Origin of the sequence: Streptomyces sp. NPDC093795 (assembly GCF_044764665.1) — a bacterium.
Taxonomy (GTDB): domain Bacteria; phylum Actinomycetota; class Actinomycetes; order Streptomycetales; family Streptomycetaceae; genus Streptomyces.
This window is the reverse complement of sequence record NZ_JBIWIO010000002.1, coordinates 97,534-112,424: the sequence shown is the minus strand read 5'-3', so window position 1 is coordinate 112,424 and position 14,891 is coordinate 97,534. Positions and strand designations below refer to the sequence as shown.

Here is a 14,891-nt window from a genome sequence, read left to right as displayed (position 1 = left end):
TGCGAGCACGCTGTCTCTCGCCTGTCGGCGCTGGAATGATCTTGCCCCGCTCGCAGGGCTGGGCCCGCGCTGCTTCAACCACTTACGTGGCGGGATGCTGCGGCAGGGCGAGCCAGTCCGACCAGGAGATCTCACGGCCGAGGAAGCGCGGCTGCTCGAACGGCCAGTCGGCGGCGATCCACTGCGGCACCAGCTCGTCGAGGGCCTGCTCGACCTTGCTGCCCACCAGCTCGTCCACCACCCACCAGGAGATCTCGCCGTCCGCGCCGGCCCTCTCCGGCGGGTCGATGTAGACACAGCCGAGCAGAACTGTCTCCGCCGCGTCGAACAGCGCGTAGTTGAAGGACTGGTGCGCGGCGATCTCCTTCTCGTGCCGCAAAAGGTCGGCCTGGTCGGCCTCGTAGGTCATGGTGTCCGCGGGCCAGCCCCAGGCCGGGCCGAAAATGGTCCACAGCCGCTCGCGCGAACCCATCACAGCCGGGTAGTCGAGCGGGGTGTCCGCCTCCCGGATCGGCCGCAGGTGGTGACCACCGCCCGGCAGCGGTACCAGGACGGGGTGGACGAAGTCATCGGGAAGCCAGCTCATGGCGCCCGACCGTAGCAGCGCGCGGCCGTCCGCTCCCCTGGACCTTCGCGGGCGGCGGGGTCGTACGCTCCGACGCCTCCGGCGACCGCCGCGATTGCGGCCTCGGTCGCGGCGGTGCGCTGCGCAGCCGGGTCAGCTCGCCGGGCTGGTCAGGACGCAGTTCGGGTAGTCGTTGTCCGGATCGCCGATGGCGGCCCAGAGCTTCAGGACCTTGCCTTGCCTCAAGGCTGCGTAGGAGTCGGGCTCCCGCTCACCCGTTTCGGGGTGAGCAGCGTCGAAGGTCACACCGAGGAAGCTTTGCTCCTTGTTGGCGCCTTGCTCCCACGTGCCTGTTCCGGACCAGGCCAAACTGTCGTACCAGCCCACCGCGACGCAGACCTTGTCGGCGATGAACGTCCCATCCTGCTTCAGCGTGAGGGTGCCGCCGTCGGCATCGGTCCACGTGGTCGCGAGTTCGGCTGGTTTCAGCACGACCGGGTCGCCGTCGGGCGGCGGCATGACGGTCAACCTGCCGCAGGCCGTCAGGGCGAGGGCCAGGGCCAGGGCCAGGGCGGGCAAGATCAGCGTCGTACGACGGTAACGAAACACACTCCACCCCTCGTGGGTTCCGCAGGCCGCGTGCGCGACCGGTGGACTCAAGGAACCCACGCCGTACCCTGGCACGGAGTTTGAACATGTTCAAGTCCCGTTCGCCACACAGCCATCCAGCAGTACAACCGGTGGTCGCGACCGAGCGCCCTTTCCGCCAGAGCAGCCAGGTCCTCCAAGAAGCCCGTGAGTCCGCTCAGGTGGGCCGCCGGTCGTTCTCAGGCCGCCCACCACCCGTCACCCACACGGGCGTTCTTTACTCAGCGTGGTCACTTAGGTGCCCGGGGTGCGTTACGGTCGCGCAAAACGGCCCCCGCTGATGACTCGCAATCATCGCGGGGGCCTGAACCACTAGTGGAAGCAGCCCACCGTGATCTACCGGCACTTTAACGCGCCCCTGCGTGCCTTCAGTCAGTTCTCGCACGAGATCATCCGGCACCCTCGGCTCAGTTCCGACGCCGTACGTCTCCTGACCTGGCAGCTCTCCCTCCCCCAGGGCGCGCGCGAGTCACTCTCCCGGACCGCCGAACGTGCCCGGATCGGGGCAAGCGCCTTCACCCGCGCCAAGCGGCAGCTCAAGGAAGAGGGCTTCGTGCACGAGCGGCGGGTCCAAGGGGCCGGTGGGCACTGGGTCACCCAACAGCTCGTCTCCAGTACCCCGTTGACCGCCGACGAAGCCGCCAAGCTTCTCGCCCGGTCCCCCCTCCCCACCTGCACCAAGCCCGTAAACCCGCAGGTCGCGCCGAGTCCCCCGAAACCGGCCGCCGGTGCGCCGGTGACCCCGCCCACCGACCGTCATCCAGATAAAGATCCTGAGGGAGACACCTCCAACCTTCCGGCCGGGACGGCCGGGACGGGCGAGACCGGCGAGGCACCCGAGACCGACAGCGGCGCCCACACCCCCCACCTCGACAGCGCCCGCGCCCTCGTCGGCACCCTCCCCCTTCTCTCCCCCGCCCTCCGTCACATCCCGCCCGGCATGCGCGACGAGCTCGCCCGCCTCGCCACCCGCTGGCTCGACGCCGGGCACTCCCCCACCGACATCCACGAGCACATCCTTCGCGGCCTGCCCGGCGCCGGAAAACCCGTACACCGGCCCGGTGGGCTCCTGCGGTACCTGCTCCGTGACGTGCCACCCCGCGAACTGGCTACGCCCCAGCCCCCGTCCCCGCCGCCCGCCTCCGTCGACCGGCTCTCCCCCCGGCTCCAAGGCGCTATCGAATGCTCCGGCCGCCACACCCAGCCCATGCTCTTCCGGCCCCTCGCCGACGAGACCCTCTGCCCCGCCTGCGTCCCCCTCGTACGTACTCCCTCGTAGGCCTCCCAGACCGTGTCCCCTCCCCCGCCGCCACCCGCCGGAAGCAGCCGGCCCCCCTCAGCCCCCCACCCCATGGCTCACCGTGTAGATCAGCAGCCCCGCCAGCGCCCCCACCACCGTCCCGTTGATCCGGATGAACTGCAGGTCCCGGCCGATGTTCGCCTCGATCTTCTTCGAGGTCTGGGTCGCGTCCCAGCCCGCCACCGTGTCCGTGATCAGGGACGTGATCTCGTGGCGGTACGTCGTGACCACGTACGCCGCCGCGTCCTCCGCCCAGCCCTCCACCTTTTGCTGGAGGCGGGCGTCCGTCGACAGGCGGTTGCCCAGGGAGATCAGGGACGCGCGGGCGCGGAGGCGGAGTTGGCTGCGGTCGTCCTCGGCCGCCGAGATGATCAGGTTGCGGACCGAGGACCAGGCCGAGGCGATGATGTCCTGGATCTCCGGGCGGGCCAGGAGGTCCGACTTGAGGCGTTCCACGCGGGCGCGGGTGTCCGTGTCGGCCTGGAGGTCGGCCGCGAAGTCGGTGAGGAAGCGGTCGATCGCGCCGCGCGCCGGGTGGGCCGGCATGTCCCGCATCTCGGTCACGAAGCGGAGGAGTTCCTTGTAGACGCGTTCGCCGACGCGCTTGTCCACGAAGCGCGGGGTCCAGCCCGGCGCCCCGCCCTGCACCGCGTCCATCACCGACTCGCCGTGCGTCACCAGCCAGTCGTGGGCCCGGGTGCACACCAGGTCGACCGCCCGGTGATGGGCGCCGTCGCTGACGATCTTCTCCAGGGTCTTGCCGAGGCCCGGCCCGATCTCCACGGCCTCCGCCCGCCGGGTGATCGCCTCCCCGACCACCGCCTGGACGTCCGAGTCCCGCAGGACCGTCAGCGCGCCCCGCAGCGCCGTCGACGCCTCCGCCGTGACGCGGTCCGCGTGCGCCGGGTCCGCCAGCCACGCGCCCAGGCGGCCTCCGATGCCGAAGGCGTGCAGCCTGCCCCGTACGACGTCGGCCGAGAGGAAGTTCTCCCCGACGAACAGGCCCAGCGAAGCCCCCAGCTGGTCCTTCTTCTTCGGGATGATCGCCGTGTGCGGGATCGGTACGCCCAGCGGGTGCCGGAAGAGGGCCGTGACCGCGAACCAGTCCGCGAGCGCGCCGACCATGCCGGCCTCGGCCGCCGCCGCGACATAGCCCGTCCAGGACCCCCATCCCGCGTTCTCCGCCCAGGTGGCCAGGGCGTAGATCACGGCGACCACCCCGAGCATGGACGTCGCCAGCGTCTTCATACGCCGCACGCCCCTGCTCTTCTCCTCGTCCGCCGCCGTGTACGAGAAACTCACCATCAGTCGACCTCCTACCTCAGGGACTCCCGGCGACCCTCCCGAGTTCCCCCGTACATCTTCGCGATCACGGCCTCGATGTCCGGCTCCCGCACCGAGAGGTCCAGGAGCGGGTATTTCGCGGCCACCGTCGCCACCAGCGGTGCCGCCGAGGCCGTGGCCGGGAAGGCGAGCCACTGGCGGGGGCCTTCCGACCGTACGAAGCGGGCTCCCGGCACCTCGATCGGGGGCAGCTCGCGCTCCAGGTCCACGACCAGGAGCCGTTCGCTCTCGCCGACGGCGTGCAGTCCGGCCAGTTCGCCGTCGTACATCAGGCGTCCGTGGTCGATGACCATGACCCGCGAGCAGAGCTGCTCGATGTCCGTGAGGTCGTGGGTGGTGAGCAGGACCGTCGTGCCGTGCGTGGCGTTCAGGTCGCGGAGGAACTCCCGTACCCGGCCCTTCGAGACGACGTCCAGGCCGATCGTCGGCTCGTCCAGGTACAGCACCTCCGGGTCGTGGAGGAGGGCCGCCGCGATGTCCCCGCGCATCCGCTGCCCGAGGGAGAGCTGCCGGACCGGTACGTCGAGCAGCTCACCCAGCTCCAGGAGTTCCACGCAGCGGTCGAGGTTCTCCCGGTAGCGGGCGTCGGGGATGCGGTACATGCGGTGCATCAGCCGGTACGAGTCCTTCAGCGGCAGGTCCCACCAGAGCGTCGTCCGCTGCCCGAACACCACCCCTATCCGCTGGGCGAGCCGGGTCCGCTCGCGCGCCGGGTCGATGCCCGCGACCCGCAGCCGGCCGCCGCTGGGGGTGAGGATGCCGGTCAGCATCTTGATCGTGGTCGACTTCCCGGCGCCGTTCGGGCCGATGTAGCCGACCATCTCGCCCCGCTCGACGCCGAAGCTGATGCCGTCGACCGCCCGGACCTCCGTCTTCTCGCGACGGAACAGGCGGCCGCCTGCCTTCCGGCGGACCGTGAAGGTCTTCTCCAGTGACTCCAGTTCGATGAACGGCACGGATCTCCACTCCCTCAGCTTCCCGTCGATCTGTACGAGCGGATTCCCGCCCTCCACGCGAGCCCCGCCACCCCGCAGCACACCGCCGCCACCAGCGGCGACGCGAACACCAACCATCCCGGTACGCCCGCCGGGGCCGGCCGGTCCAGTACGTACAGCGCGGGCAGCCAGTTCACGAACGCCAGCGGTACGACGTACACGACACCCCGCACCAGCTCCTGCGCGAAGATCGTCGGCGGGTAGCCGAGGAGGGTGTTCCCGCCGTACGTGAACGAGCTCGTCACCTCCGCCGCGTCCTGCATCCAGAACAGCGCCGACGCCCCCAGGACCATCAGCGCCGCGAAGATCACCGCCCCGCAGACCACCGTCACCGGCAGCAGCAGCACCTTCACCGGCGTCCAGTCCACGTCGAGCAGGACCAGTCCCCAGACCAGGACGAACAGGCCCTGCGTGACCCGGCCGAGCCGCCGCAGCGCGAACTTGTCCGCCGCGACCTGGGCGAGGAGCGGCGCCGGGCGCATCAGGAAGGTGTCGAGCGAGCCGTCCCGCACCCGCCTCCCCATCCGTTGCATCGAGCCCATCGTCAGGTCCGCGATCCCGAACGACGTGCCCGCCGTCCCGTACAGCAGGGCGACCTCCGCGAAGGTGAAGCCACCGAGGCCCTTCACCTGACCGAACATCAGGAGGATGACGACGAAGTCGAAGAAGGTGACGCAGAAGCTGGTGACGAGCGTGAGCGCGAAGGAGGAGCGGTACGTCATGGTGGAGCGGATCCACATGCCCGCGACCAGCCGGTACGTGCGCCAGGAGTCCGCCCAAAGGCGGGCCTCGCCCGGCTCGCCCCCGTACGTACGCCGGGAGTCCCGGGCCGGACCGGTGTCGTCCACCACGCCGGTACGAACCGTCTCAGCCACCCTGCACCACCACCTTCCGTGTCGCCGCCGCCTGTACGAGCCGCCCCGCCCCAAGGAGCACGAGCGCCCAGCAGCCCTGGAAGGCGTACGCCCCCGCCAGGTCCGCGGCCCCCTCGTACTTCCCGAGGTACACGTCCGCCGGCACCTGGAGCAGGGACGCCCAGGGCAGCATCCGCGCGATCTCGCCCAGCGCGCCGGGGAACACGTTCAGCGGGAGCAGCATCCCCGAGAAGAACAGGCCGCTCAGCCAGACCACCTGCACCACTCCCTGCCCGTCGAGCAGCCAGAACGCGCTCATCGCCGCCAGGTACCAGATCGCGAAGCTCACCGTCGAACCCAGCGCCACGGCCCCCAGGAACGCCAGCCACGCCCCCGGTCCCGACGGCAGCGTGAACTGGAACGCGAGCGCGCCGACGGCCATCGGGGCGACCCCGCGGCCGAGCAGCTGGAAGGCGCACCGGCCCGCGTTGGCCGAGAAGTACCAGGCCTGGAGGTCGGCCGGGCGGTACAGGTCGACGGCGATGTCCCCGGTCCTGATCCGCTCGATCAGCTCGTCCTCGAAGCCGCCGCCCATCAGCCCGCAGACGGCGATGAGCGCCTGTCCGATCCACACATAGGCGAGGGCGTCGTCCATCGAGTAGCCGCCGAGGTGCGGGCGTTCGTCCCAGAGGGCGATGTAGGTGTACGACAGGATGAAGCCGAAGACGCTGTTGGTGAACACCCCCGCCGCCGTCGCCACCCGGTACGTGGCGTGGCGCCGGAACCCGCCCGCGGCCACCGTCGCGTACAGCCGCAGCATGGATGCTCCCTTTCCGACACACCGGCACGACCCGTACGAATCACAGCGAAGCGCCCGACCCTAGTGGGCGGCGGCTCACCGCCGCGACCGGATTTTCCGTCAGATCAGATTCCGACAGATTCGGGTCGCGTTCGGAAGTTTCCGTACCTTCCGTGCAATATGTGGTGGCATGTCCCTTTCCTTCGGCATGAGCGACTCCGACTCCCCCCGGCCACCCCGCCCGGCCCCGGAGCGAAGCTGGGAGCCGAGGGACCCCACCCTCCCCGCACGGAAGCCACCGTCCCGCCGCGCGAGACGCTCCCGCCCCCGCCGCGTCCTGCGCACCCTCGCCGGACTGCTCCTCCTCGGCGTCCTGCTGCTCGCGGGCGCCTTCGTCGCCGGCTATCTCCTGGTGGAGATCCCGCCCGCCAACAGCGCCGCCGTCGCCCAGTCCAACGTCTACCTCTACCGGGACGGCACCCCCCTCGCCCGCGACGGCGAGGTCAACCGCGAGAACGTACCCCTCGACCGCGTCCCCCTCGCCGTCCGGCAGGCCGTCCTCGCCGCCGAGGACCGCGACTTCCACACCTCCCGCGCCGTCGACCCCAAGGCCATGGTCCGCGCCGCCTGGAACACCGTCACCGGCAAGGGCCGCCAGTCCGGCTCCACCATCACCCAGCAGTACGTCAAGAACTACTACCTCGGCCAGGAACAGACCCTCACCCGCAAGGCCAAGGAGTTCTTCATCGCCATCAGGCTCGGCCGCGAGAAGAGCAAGGAGGAGATCCTCCAGGGCTACCTGAACACCAGCTACTTCGGACGGAACGCGTACGGCCTCCAGGCCGCCGCCCGCGCCTACTACGGCAAGGACGTCGAGCACCTCGACACCGCCGAGGGCGCCTACCTCGCCTCCCTCCTCAAGGCCCCCAGCGCCTACGACGTCACCACCCACCCCGAGAACCACGCCAAGGCCGTCGCCCGCTGGCACTACGTACTCGACGGCATGGTCACCAAGGGCTGGCTCACCCCCGCCGACCGGGCCACCGCCCGCTTCCCCGTCCCCCAGACCGCCCGCCCCGCCACCGGCCTCTCCGGACAGCGCGGCTACCTCGTCCAGGCCGTCGAGGAGTACCTGACCGACCGCGGGATCGTCGACGAGAAGACCCTCGCCGGCGGCGGCTTCCGCATCACCACCACCCTCGAACCCGCCAAGCAGGAAGCCCTCGTCCAGGCCGTCGAGGACCGCGTCACCTCCCGCCTCGACCCGGCGAGCGCCCCCGCCGACCGGTACGTACGCGTCGGGGCCGCGGCCGTCGACCCCGCGACCGGCAGAGTCCTCGCCATGTACGGCGGCGTCGACTACACCCAGCAGTACGTCAACAACGCCACCCGCCGCGACTACCAGGTCGGCTCCACCTTCAAACCCTTCGTCTTCACCGCCGCCGTACAGAACGGGGCACAGACCCAGTACGGCGAACCCATCACCCCGTACACCCTCTACGACGGCACCAACCGGCGCCCGGTGGAAGGCTGGAACGGCAGCCCGTACGAGCCCGCCAACGAGGACGACGAGAGCTACGGCGAGATCCCCGTCGGCACCGCCACCGACCTCTCCGTGAACACCGTGTACGCCCAGATGGCCGTCGACGTCGGCCCCGGCCACGTACGACGCACCGCCGTCGCCCTCGGCCTCCCCGGCTCCACCCCCGACCTCACCGCCTCCCCCTCCATCGCGCTCGGACCCGCCACCGCCAGCGTCCTCGACATGGCGACGGCGTACGCCACCCTCGCCGCGCACGGCCGGCACGGCGGGTACACCCTCGTCGAACGGATCACCAGGGACGGCCACGAACTGACCCCGCCCGCCACCCCCGCCCGGCAGGCGGTGAGCCGGGAGGCCGCCGACACGACCACCGCGATCCTGCGGAGCGTCGTCGAGACCGGCACGGGAACGGCCGCGCAGGCCGCCGGCCGCCCCGCGGCGGGCAAGACGGGCACGGCGGAGGACGACAAGGCCGCCTGGTTCGCGGGCTACACCCCGGAACTCGCCACGGTCGTCGCGATGATGGGCCAGGACCCCGAATCGGCCCGCCAGGAACCGCTGTACGGGGCCCTCGGACTGCCCCGGATCAACGGGGGCGGAGCACCCGCCGAGATCTGGGGCCAGTTCACCCGGGAGGCACTGGCCGCCACACCGCCACGGGACTTCGACCTCCGACTGATGCCGGGGACGGAGGAGATGCCGCCGGAACCGCCGATGCCGGACGAAGGCGAATGGGGCGACACCGAGGACCCGGAGGAAGATCCACCGACGGGTGAGGCCGGGCCGGGCTCTGTGGTCTCCCGCAGCCCCCAGCCCCCTCGTACCGGCGGCCCTCGTCAGTGACCCGAGGTCGCCTTCAGACCCACCACCGCGACCAGCAGCAGACACACGAAGAAGATCCGGGCGGCGGTCGCCGGCTCACCGAGCACCACCATGCCGAGCACCGCCGCACCGGCCGCGCCGATCCCCACCCACACGCCGTACGCCGTACCGATCGGCAGCGTCTTCGCGGCATGCGAGAGCAACAGCATCGAGGCGACGATCCCCGCGCCGGTGAACACACTGGGCCAGAGCCGCGTGAAACCGTCGGTGTACTTCATACCGATCGACCAGCCGACTTCCAGCAGACCCGCGACGACAAGAAGAACCCAGGCCATGACGACGACACCTCCGCGAGACGGAACAACAGGAGTGCGTCGTCTTGTCGAAGAACCCGGTACGGCGCGTCTCGTCGGGGTGTCCCCAGGCTAGCAAAGGACGGACAAAGGCCCCGGTGACGGTCGTCACCGGGGCCCCTCTCCACTTCTCCTACAGGTACAGCCCGGTCGAGTCCTTCGTGCCCTCGAACCGGTCCGCCGCCACCGCGTGCAGATCCCGCTCCCGCATCAGAACGTACGCGACACCCCGCACCTCGACCTCGGCACGGTCCTCGGGGTCGTACAGCACCCGGTCACCGATCTCGACCGTACGGACGTTCTGACCGACCGCGACCACCTCGGCCCAGGCCAGGCGACGGCCCACCGCGGCGGTCGCCGGAATCAGGATGCCGCCGCCGGAGCGCCGCTCCCCCTCCGGGGAGTCGGTGCGGACCAGGACCCGGTCGTGGAGCATCCGGATGGGCAGCTTGTCGTGCGTGTTCTCGCTCACGGGGTGAACCTACCTGCCCGGGCGGGACACCCGGGGCGGGGAGGTGACCTTCCCGGTCATCGCCTGCCCTTGCGGGAGGACACGGCGATCAGCCCGATGACCGCCACGGCCACCAGCGCCACCGGCACCACCCGCTCCAGGCGGGGCGCGCCGTCCTCATGGGTGAAACGTGCCTTCACATCCGAGACGGTCCGGTTCACGGCGACGAAGGCCCGCCCGGCGGTCTGGTCGACCGTCGAGGCGACCTTGGCCTTCGCGTCCCCGATGATCGTCTTCGGATGCATCCGAATGCCGATCTCGTCGAGAGTGACGGCGAGCTGCTCGCGCCGGCGGACGATGTCCGCCTCGATCTGCGCAGGGGTCCTGGACTCCGACACCGCGCTGCCTCCGTAGTCGTATTCCGGTCGTTGACGGACAGTCTGTCAGCTCCGCCGCCGATGGGCCGTCCCCGACCCCCGCCGGACGCCCCCCATTAGGCTCTCATCCGTACGCGAACCATCCCGAGGAGAGCCATGAGCGAGCGACTGCAGCCCGGCGACACCGCCCCCGCCTTCACCCTTCCCGACGCGGACGGCAACGAGGTCTCCCTCGCGGACCACAAGGGCCGCAAGGTCATCGTCTACTTCTACCCCGCCGCCCTCACCCCCGGCTGCACCAAGCAGGCCTGCGACTTCACGGACAACCTGGACGTGCTCGCCGCCGCGGGCTACGACGTCATCGGCGTCTCCCCCGACAAGCCGGAGAAGCTCGCGAAGTTCCGCGAGAAGGAGAACCTCAAGGTCACGCTGGTCGGCGACCCCGAGAAGACCACCCTGGAGGCGTACGGCGCCTTCGGCGAGAAGAAGCTCTACGGGAAGACGGTGACCGGCGTGATCCGCTCGACCGTCGTCGTCGACGCGGACGGCAAGGTGGAACACGCCTTCTACAACGTGAAGGCCACCGGCCACGTCGCCAAGATCCTCAGGGACCTGTCCATCGGGTCGTAAGACCTTCGGACGATGTGACGCACGTCCCAATCATGGCCGGATTCCGTTTGTGAACGGCATGACCGCGCAGAAGTCCCCACTGGAATTTCTTCCCCAGAGAGGACGTACGGTCATGTCGGCCACAGACCGCGATCCCGCGGCCGATCCCGAGGCGCAGAGACGCCACCCGCGCCTGTTCAGGGCCGTCACCCGCAGCCGCCGGCCCAAGCTGCGCCGCACCGACATCACGGTGACGGACGAGGCGGCGGTCAAGCGGGCCGTACGGGCCGCCTCCCTGGGCAACGCCATGGAGTGGTTCGACTTCGGCATCTACGCCTACCTCGCCGTCACCCTCGGCCACGTCTTCTTCCCCTCCGGCAACGACACGGTCCAGCTCCTGTCGTCGTTCGCGACGTTCGCCGTGGCCTTCCTGATCCGTCCGCTCGGCGGCATGGTGTTCGGCCCGATGGGTGACCGGCTGGGCCGTAAGAAGGTCCTCGCGCTCACCATGATCCTCATGGCGATCGGCACCTTCGCGATCGGCCTCATCCCGTCGTACGCCTCGATCGGCTTCTGGGCGCCGGTGCTCCTGGTGTTCTTCCGGATGCTCCAGGGCTTCTCGACCGGCGGCGAGTACGGCGGCGCCTCGACGTTCATCGCCGAGTACGCGCCCGACCGCCGCCGCGGCTACTTCGGCAGCTTCCTGGAGTTCGGCACCCTCGCGGGCTACGTCGGCGCGGCGAGCCTCGTCACGGCGCTCACCGCGTGGCTCGGCTCCGACGCGATGGAGGCGTGGGGCTGGCGCGTGCCGTTCCTGGTGGCGGGGCCGCTTGGCCTGGTCGGCCTCTACCTGCGGATGCGGCTCGACGAGACGCCCGCGTTCCAGAAGCTGGAGTCGGACGCGGCGAACGTCTCCGACGCCGCGGACCGGGTCGAGACGACGACCAAGGGCGACCTGGCGAAGATCTTCCGGCAGCAGTGGCCGGCGCTGGTCCTCTGCATCGCGCTGGTCGGGGCGTACAACATCACCGACTACATGCTGCTGTCGTACATGCCGACGTACCTCTCCGACGAGCTCGGCTACAGCGAGACGCACGGACTGCTGATCCTGGTGCTCGTGATGGTCCTCCTGATGGCGATCATCACCCAGGTCGGCCGCCTCAACGACCGCTTCGGACGCAAGCCGGTCCTGATGACGGGCATGCTGGGCTTCCTCTTCCTGTCGCTGCCGGCGTTCCTGCTGATCGGCCAGGGCGGGATTCCGGCGATCACGACGGGCATGCTGATGCTCGGCCTGTCGCTGGTCTGCATGCTGGGCACGATGTCGGCGGCGCTCCCGGCCCTCTTCCCGACGGACGTGCGGTACGGCTCGCTGTCGGTGGGCTACAACCTGTCGACGTCGCTCTTCGGCGGTACGACCCCGCTGGTCATCACGGCCCTGATCGGCTGGACCGGCAGCAACCTGATGCCGGCGTACTACGCGATGGGCGCGGCGCTGGTGGGCGTGATCGCGGTGGCCTGCATGAAGGAAACGGCCCAACAGCCCCTGGAGGGCTCGCCCCCGGCGGTGGAGACCCCGGAGGAGGCAGCGGAAATGGTCCTGGCCCAGACGCCGGAGCCGAAGTTCTGACGCCCGTGCCCCGGCCCGGTCGCCGACCACTACGATGGGCGCGCAGGCGGCCGTGGTGGAACTGGCAGTCACGCTGGGTTTAGGTCCCAGTGGGGTAACACCCGTGAGGGTTCGAGTCCCTCCGGCCGCACGCGTCACGAAGGGCCGCACCATTCCGGTGCGGCCCTTCGGCATGCGGGTGTCCGTGTCCCGGGCGGGCGAGTGGCCGGGCGGGGCGGGCGGACGGGGCGGGCGGGGCGGGCGGGGCGGGCTCAGCCCAGCAGTTCCCTCACCACCGGTACCAGTGCCCTGAACGCCTTGCCCCTGTGGCTGATCGCGTTCTTCTGCTGCGGGGTCAGTTCCGCGCACGTCACGTCGTGGCCCGCCGGCTGGAGGATCGGGTCGTAGCCGAAGCCGTTCGTGCCCTTCGGGGTGTGGCGGAGGGTGCCCTCCATGCGGCCTTCCACTACGCGTTCCGTGCCGTCCGGGAGGGCGAGGGCCGCCGCGCAGGCGAAGTGGGCCGCTCGGTGTTCGTCCGCGATGTCCGAGAGCTGGGCCAGGAGCAGGTTCAGGTTGGCGCGGTCGTCGCCGTGGGTGCCGGACCAGCGGGCGGAGAAGATGCCGGGGGCGCCGTTGAGGACGTCGACGCAGAGGCCCGAGTCGTCGGCGATGGCCGGCAGGCCGGTCGCCTGGGCCAGGGCGTGGGCCTTGAGGAGGGCGTTCTCGGCGAAGGTGACGCCGGTTTCCTTGACGTCGGGGATCTCCGGGTACGCGTCCGCGCCGACGAGGTCGTACGAGAGGCCCGCGTCGGCGAGGATCGCGTGGAGTTCGGTGATCTTGCCCGCGTTGCGGGTGGCGAGGATCAGACGGGTCATGCCGTCGATTATCCGGGGTCGGTGGGTCAGCCCGGCGTGCAGACCTTCGCCACCTCGCCCGCCGCGTCCGTGATCGGCTGGATGTCCGGGGTCGTGTCGCCGTTCTTGACTGCCGTACGGACGCTGTCCACGCCCTTCGTGAGGTCGTCGACCGCCTTCGCCAGGTCGGCGTTGTCCGTCGTGTTCTTGAGGTTGCCGAGCTCCGTGGAGATCGAGTTGAGGGACTCCTCGATCTGCGTCACGTCGTTCGACGCGTTGGAAACGGCCTGCTGGAGCTTGTCGACGGACGTGGCTATCGCGTCGGCGGTCTTGACGCAGTCCATGGCGGTGTCGAGGGCTCCACAGCCGCTCAGGACGGTGGTGAGTGCGGCGGCCGTGGCCACGGCGAGTGCGAGTCGGCGCTTCAAGGTGGGTCCTCCCCCTGTGCATGACGTTCATGCGGGCGCACGGATCGTATCCGTGCGCCCGTGTGTCCGTCAGGACGCGTAAGGGGGGCGCGGGGTTGCGACCCGGCGCCCGGTGTGTCCTAGAGCGTGCCTTCGAGGGCCTTGCGCTGGATCTCGGCGAGTTCGGCGCAGCCGCCGGACGCGAGGTCGAGGAGGGCGTTGAGCTCCTTGCGGTCGAAGGGCTCGGCCTCGGCGGTGCCCTGGACCTCGACGAAGCGGCCGTCGCCGGTGCAGACGACGTTCATGTCGGTGTCGGCGCGGACGTCCTCCTCGTAGCAGAGGTCGAGGAGGGGGGTGCCGTCGACGATGCCGACGGAGACGGCGGCGACGGTGCCGGTGAGGGGCTTGCGGCCGGCCTTGACGAGCTTCTTGGTCTGGGCCCAGGCGACGGCGTCGGCGAGGGCGACGTACGCGCCGGTGATGGCGGCGGTGCGGGTGCCGCCGTCGGCCTGGAGGACGTCGCAGTCGAGGACGATGGTGTTCTCGCCGAGGGCCTTGTAGTCGATGACGGCGCGCAGGGAGCGGCCGATGAGGCGGGAGATCTCGTGGGTGCGGCCGCCGATCTTGCCGCGGACGGATTCGCGGTCGCCGCGGGTGTTGGTGGCGCGGGGGAGCATGGAGTACTCGCCGGTGACCCAGCCTTCTCCGCTGCCCTTGCGCCAGCGCGGGACGCCTTCGGTGACGGAGGCGGTGCAGAAGACCTTGGTGTCGCCGAAGGAGATGAGGACGGAGCCCTCGGCGTGCTTGCTCCAGCCGCGGTCGATGGTGACGGGGCGGAGCTGTTCGGCGGTACGGCCGTCGATACGAGACATGGGTCGAGCGTAGCGGGACATGACGGAGGGCCCGTTCCCCCTGCCGGGACGGGCCCTCGTCGGTGCCTGGGTGCTGACGTGGGTCAGCTGCTCACATCATGTCCTCGATGTCGGCGGCGATCGGGTCGGCGTCGGTGCCGATGACGACCTGGATCGCGGTGCCCATCTTCACGACGCCGTGGGCGCCGGCGGCCTTGAGCGCGGCTTCGTCGACCAGGCCGGGGTCCACGACCTCGGTGCGCAGGCGGGTGATGCAGCCCTCGACCTCTTCGATGTTGTCGATGCCGCCGAGCCCGGCGACGATCTTCTCAGCCTTGCTGGCCATGTGTCTCTCCCTGTCCGTTCCGTTCGCGCGAACGCGAATCTCGGCGCACCTGTGGTCCGCTTTGTCACGGTAACCCACGGTTGGCCCAACTTCGCGAGCGAGTGCCGCCGTTCTGCCGAATGATGACGATCACCGGCGGCCTGTCCTCAGCAGGCTCCCGGGAG

The 14,891-nt window shown here is 70.3% G+C and carries 17 protein-coding genes, 1 tRNA gene and 1 riboswitch; of the genes, 5 read left to right on the top strand and 13 right to left on the bottom strand.

The genetic code is table 11. The features are described from left to right. Positions 1 to 82: 82 nt before the first annotated feature. Both ACIRB7_RS05555 and ACIRB7_RS05550 read right to left on the bottom strand, forming a co-directional pair. Positions 83 to 586: an N-acetyltransferase gene (locus ACIRB7_RS05555; protein ID WP_403592766.1), complete on the bottom strand. Its 504-nt coding sequence runs from the start codon at positions 584 to 586 to the stop codon at positions 83 to 85. Positions 587 to 718: 132 nt separating this feature from the next. Next, positions 719 to 1,174 (bottom strand): hypothetical protein, encoded by a 456-nt coding sequence (locus ACIRB7_RS05550; RefSeq protein ID WP_403592763.1) that lies wholly within the window; start codon positions 1,172 to 1,174, stop codon positions 719 to 721. A gap of 370 nt (positions 1,175 to 1,544) precedes the next feature. Between ACIRB7_RS05550 and ACIRB7_RS05545 the strand changes: the two genes are divergently transcribed. Continuing rightward, a complete protein-coding gene (locus ACIRB7_RS05545) occupies positions 1,545 to 2,492 on the top strand; it encodes a hypothetical protein (RefSeq protein WP_403592761.1) in 948 nt (315 codons plus the stop codon). A gap of 57 nt (positions 2,493 to 2,549) precedes the next feature. Here ACIRB7_RS05545 and ACIRB7_RS05540 read toward each other — a convergent pair whose 3' ends face one another. From ACIRB7_RS05540 to ACIRB7_RS05525, 4 genes are read right to left on the bottom strand one after another with little or no spacing between them, the layout of a single operon-like run. Then, the gene (locus ACIRB7_RS05540) at positions 2,550 to 3,818 is read right to left on the bottom strand and encodes a DUF445 domain-containing protein (RefSeq protein ID WP_403592758.1); all 1,269 of its coding nucleotides are present in this window, start codon (positions 3,816 to 3,818) and stop codon (positions 2,550 to 2,552) included. Positions 3,819 to 3,829: 11 nt separating this feature from the next. Further along, complete coding sequence (locus tag ACIRB7_RS05535; RefSeq protein WP_403592755.1) at positions 3,830 to 4,813, bottom strand: ATP-binding cassette domain-containing protein; 984 nt, start codon at positions 4,811 to 4,813, stop codon at positions 3,830 to 3,832. A gap of 14 nt (positions 4,814 to 4,827) precedes the next feature. Next, positions 4,828 to 5,727, bottom strand: a complete 900-nt coding sequence (locus tag ACIRB7_RS05530) for an ABC transporter permease (RefSeq protein ID WP_403592752.1) — start codon at positions 5,725 to 5,727, stop codon at positions 4,828 to 4,830. After that, on the bottom strand, positions 5,720 to 6,523 hold the full coding sequence (locus ACIRB7_RS05525; protein WP_403594333.1) for an ABC transporter permease: 804 nt from the start codon (positions 6,521 to 6,523) through the stop codon (positions 5,720 to 5,722). The genes ACIRB7_RS05530 and ACIRB7_RS05525 overlap by 8 nt, the downstream gene beginning before the upstream one ends. 172 nt (positions 6,524 to 6,695) lie before the next feature. Between ACIRB7_RS05525 and ACIRB7_RS05520 the strand changes: the two genes are divergently transcribed. Beyond that, positions 6,696 to 8,891: a transglycosylase domain-containing protein gene (locus ACIRB7_RS05520; RefSeq protein ID WP_403592749.1), complete on the top strand. Its 2,196-nt coding sequence runs from the start codon at positions 6,696 to 6,698 to the stop codon at positions 8,889 to 8,891. On the opposite strand, the gene ACIRB7_RS05515 is transcribed toward ACIRB7_RS05520, so the two are convergent. From ACIRB7_RS05515 to ACIRB7_RS05505, 3 genes are all read right to left on the bottom strand, one after another. After that, the gene (locus tag ACIRB7_RS05515; RefSeq protein ID WP_028811654.1) at positions 8,885 to 9,205 is read right to left on the bottom strand and encodes a multidrug efflux SMR transporter; all 321 of its coding nucleotides are present in this window, start codon (positions 9,203 to 9,205) and stop codon (positions 8,885 to 8,887) included. The genes ACIRB7_RS05520 and ACIRB7_RS05515 overlap by 7 nt on opposite strands. 33 nt (positions 9,206 to 9,238) lie before the next feature. After that, a riboswitch (guanidine-III (ykkC-III) riboswitch) is annotated at positions 9,239 to 9,312 on the bottom strand. Between the two features lie 44 nt (positions 9,313 to 9,356). Then, positions 9,357 to 9,695 (bottom strand): GroES family chaperonin, encoded by a 339-nt coding sequence (locus tag ACIRB7_RS05510; RefSeq protein WP_403592745.1) that lies wholly within the window; start codon positions 9,693 to 9,695, stop codon positions 9,357 to 9,359. Positions 9,696 to 9,751: 56 nt separating this feature from the next. After that, the gene (locus tag ACIRB7_RS05505; protein WP_403592742.1) at positions 9,752 to 10,072 is read right to left on the bottom strand and encodes a DUF3618 domain-containing protein; all 321 of its coding nucleotides are present in this window, start codon (positions 10,070 to 10,072) and stop codon (positions 9,752 to 9,754) included. A 135-nt stretch (positions 10,073 to 10,207) separates the two neighbouring features. Here ACIRB7_RS05505 and bcp point away from each other — a divergent pair, with 135 nt between their 5' ends. From bcp to ACIRB7_RS05490, 3 genes are all read left to right on the top strand, one after another. Beyond that, positions 10,208 to 10,681: a thioredoxin-dependent thiol peroxidase gene (gene bcp, locus ACIRB7_RS05500; RefSeq protein WP_403592739.1), complete on the top strand. Its 474-nt coding sequence runs from the start codon at positions 10,208 to 10,210 to the stop codon at positions 10,679 to 10,681. Between the two features lie 112 nt (positions 10,682 to 10,793). After that, on the top strand, positions 10,794 to 12,290 hold the full coding sequence (gene proP, locus ACIRB7_RS05495) for a glycine betaine/L-proline transporter ProP (protein ID WP_403592736.1): 1,497 nt from the start codon (positions 10,794 to 10,796) through the stop codon (positions 12,288 to 12,290). A 46-nt stretch (positions 12,291 to 12,336) separates the two neighbouring features. Next, positions 12,337 to 12,420: transfer RNA gene (locus tag ACIRB7_RS05490), tRNA-Leu, on the top strand. 121 nt (positions 12,421 to 12,541) lie between these two features. On the opposite strand, the gene rdgB is transcribed toward ACIRB7_RS05490, so the two are convergent. The 4 genes from rdgB to ACIRB7_RS05470 form a co-directional block, all read right to left on the bottom strand. Beyond that, positions 12,542 to 13,144, bottom strand: a complete 603-nt coding sequence (gene rdgB, locus ACIRB7_RS05485; RefSeq protein ID WP_403592733.1) for an RdgB/HAM1 family non-canonical purine NTP pyrophosphatase — start codon at positions 13,142 to 13,144, stop codon at positions 12,542 to 12,544. A 26-nt stretch (positions 13,145 to 13,170) separates the two neighbouring features. Beyond that, positions 13,171 to 13,551, bottom strand: coding sequence for a hypothetical protein (locus tag ACIRB7_RS05480; RefSeq protein WP_403592730.1), 381 nt, complete (start codon positions 13,549 to 13,551; stop codon positions 13,171 to 13,173). 119 nt (positions 13,552 to 13,670) lie between these two features. Next, a complete protein-coding gene (gene rph, locus ACIRB7_RS05475; RefSeq protein WP_403592728.1) occupies positions 13,671 to 14,402 on the bottom strand; it encodes a ribonuclease PH in 732 nt (243 codons plus the stop codon). Between the two features lie 91 nt (positions 14,403 to 14,493). Then, entirely contained in the window at positions 14,494 to 14,727 is a 234-nt protein-coding gene (locus ACIRB7_RS05470) for a glucose PTS transporter subunit EIIB (protein WP_073807872.1), read from the bottom strand. Between the last annotated feature and the right edge of the window lie 164 nt (positions 14,728 to 14,891).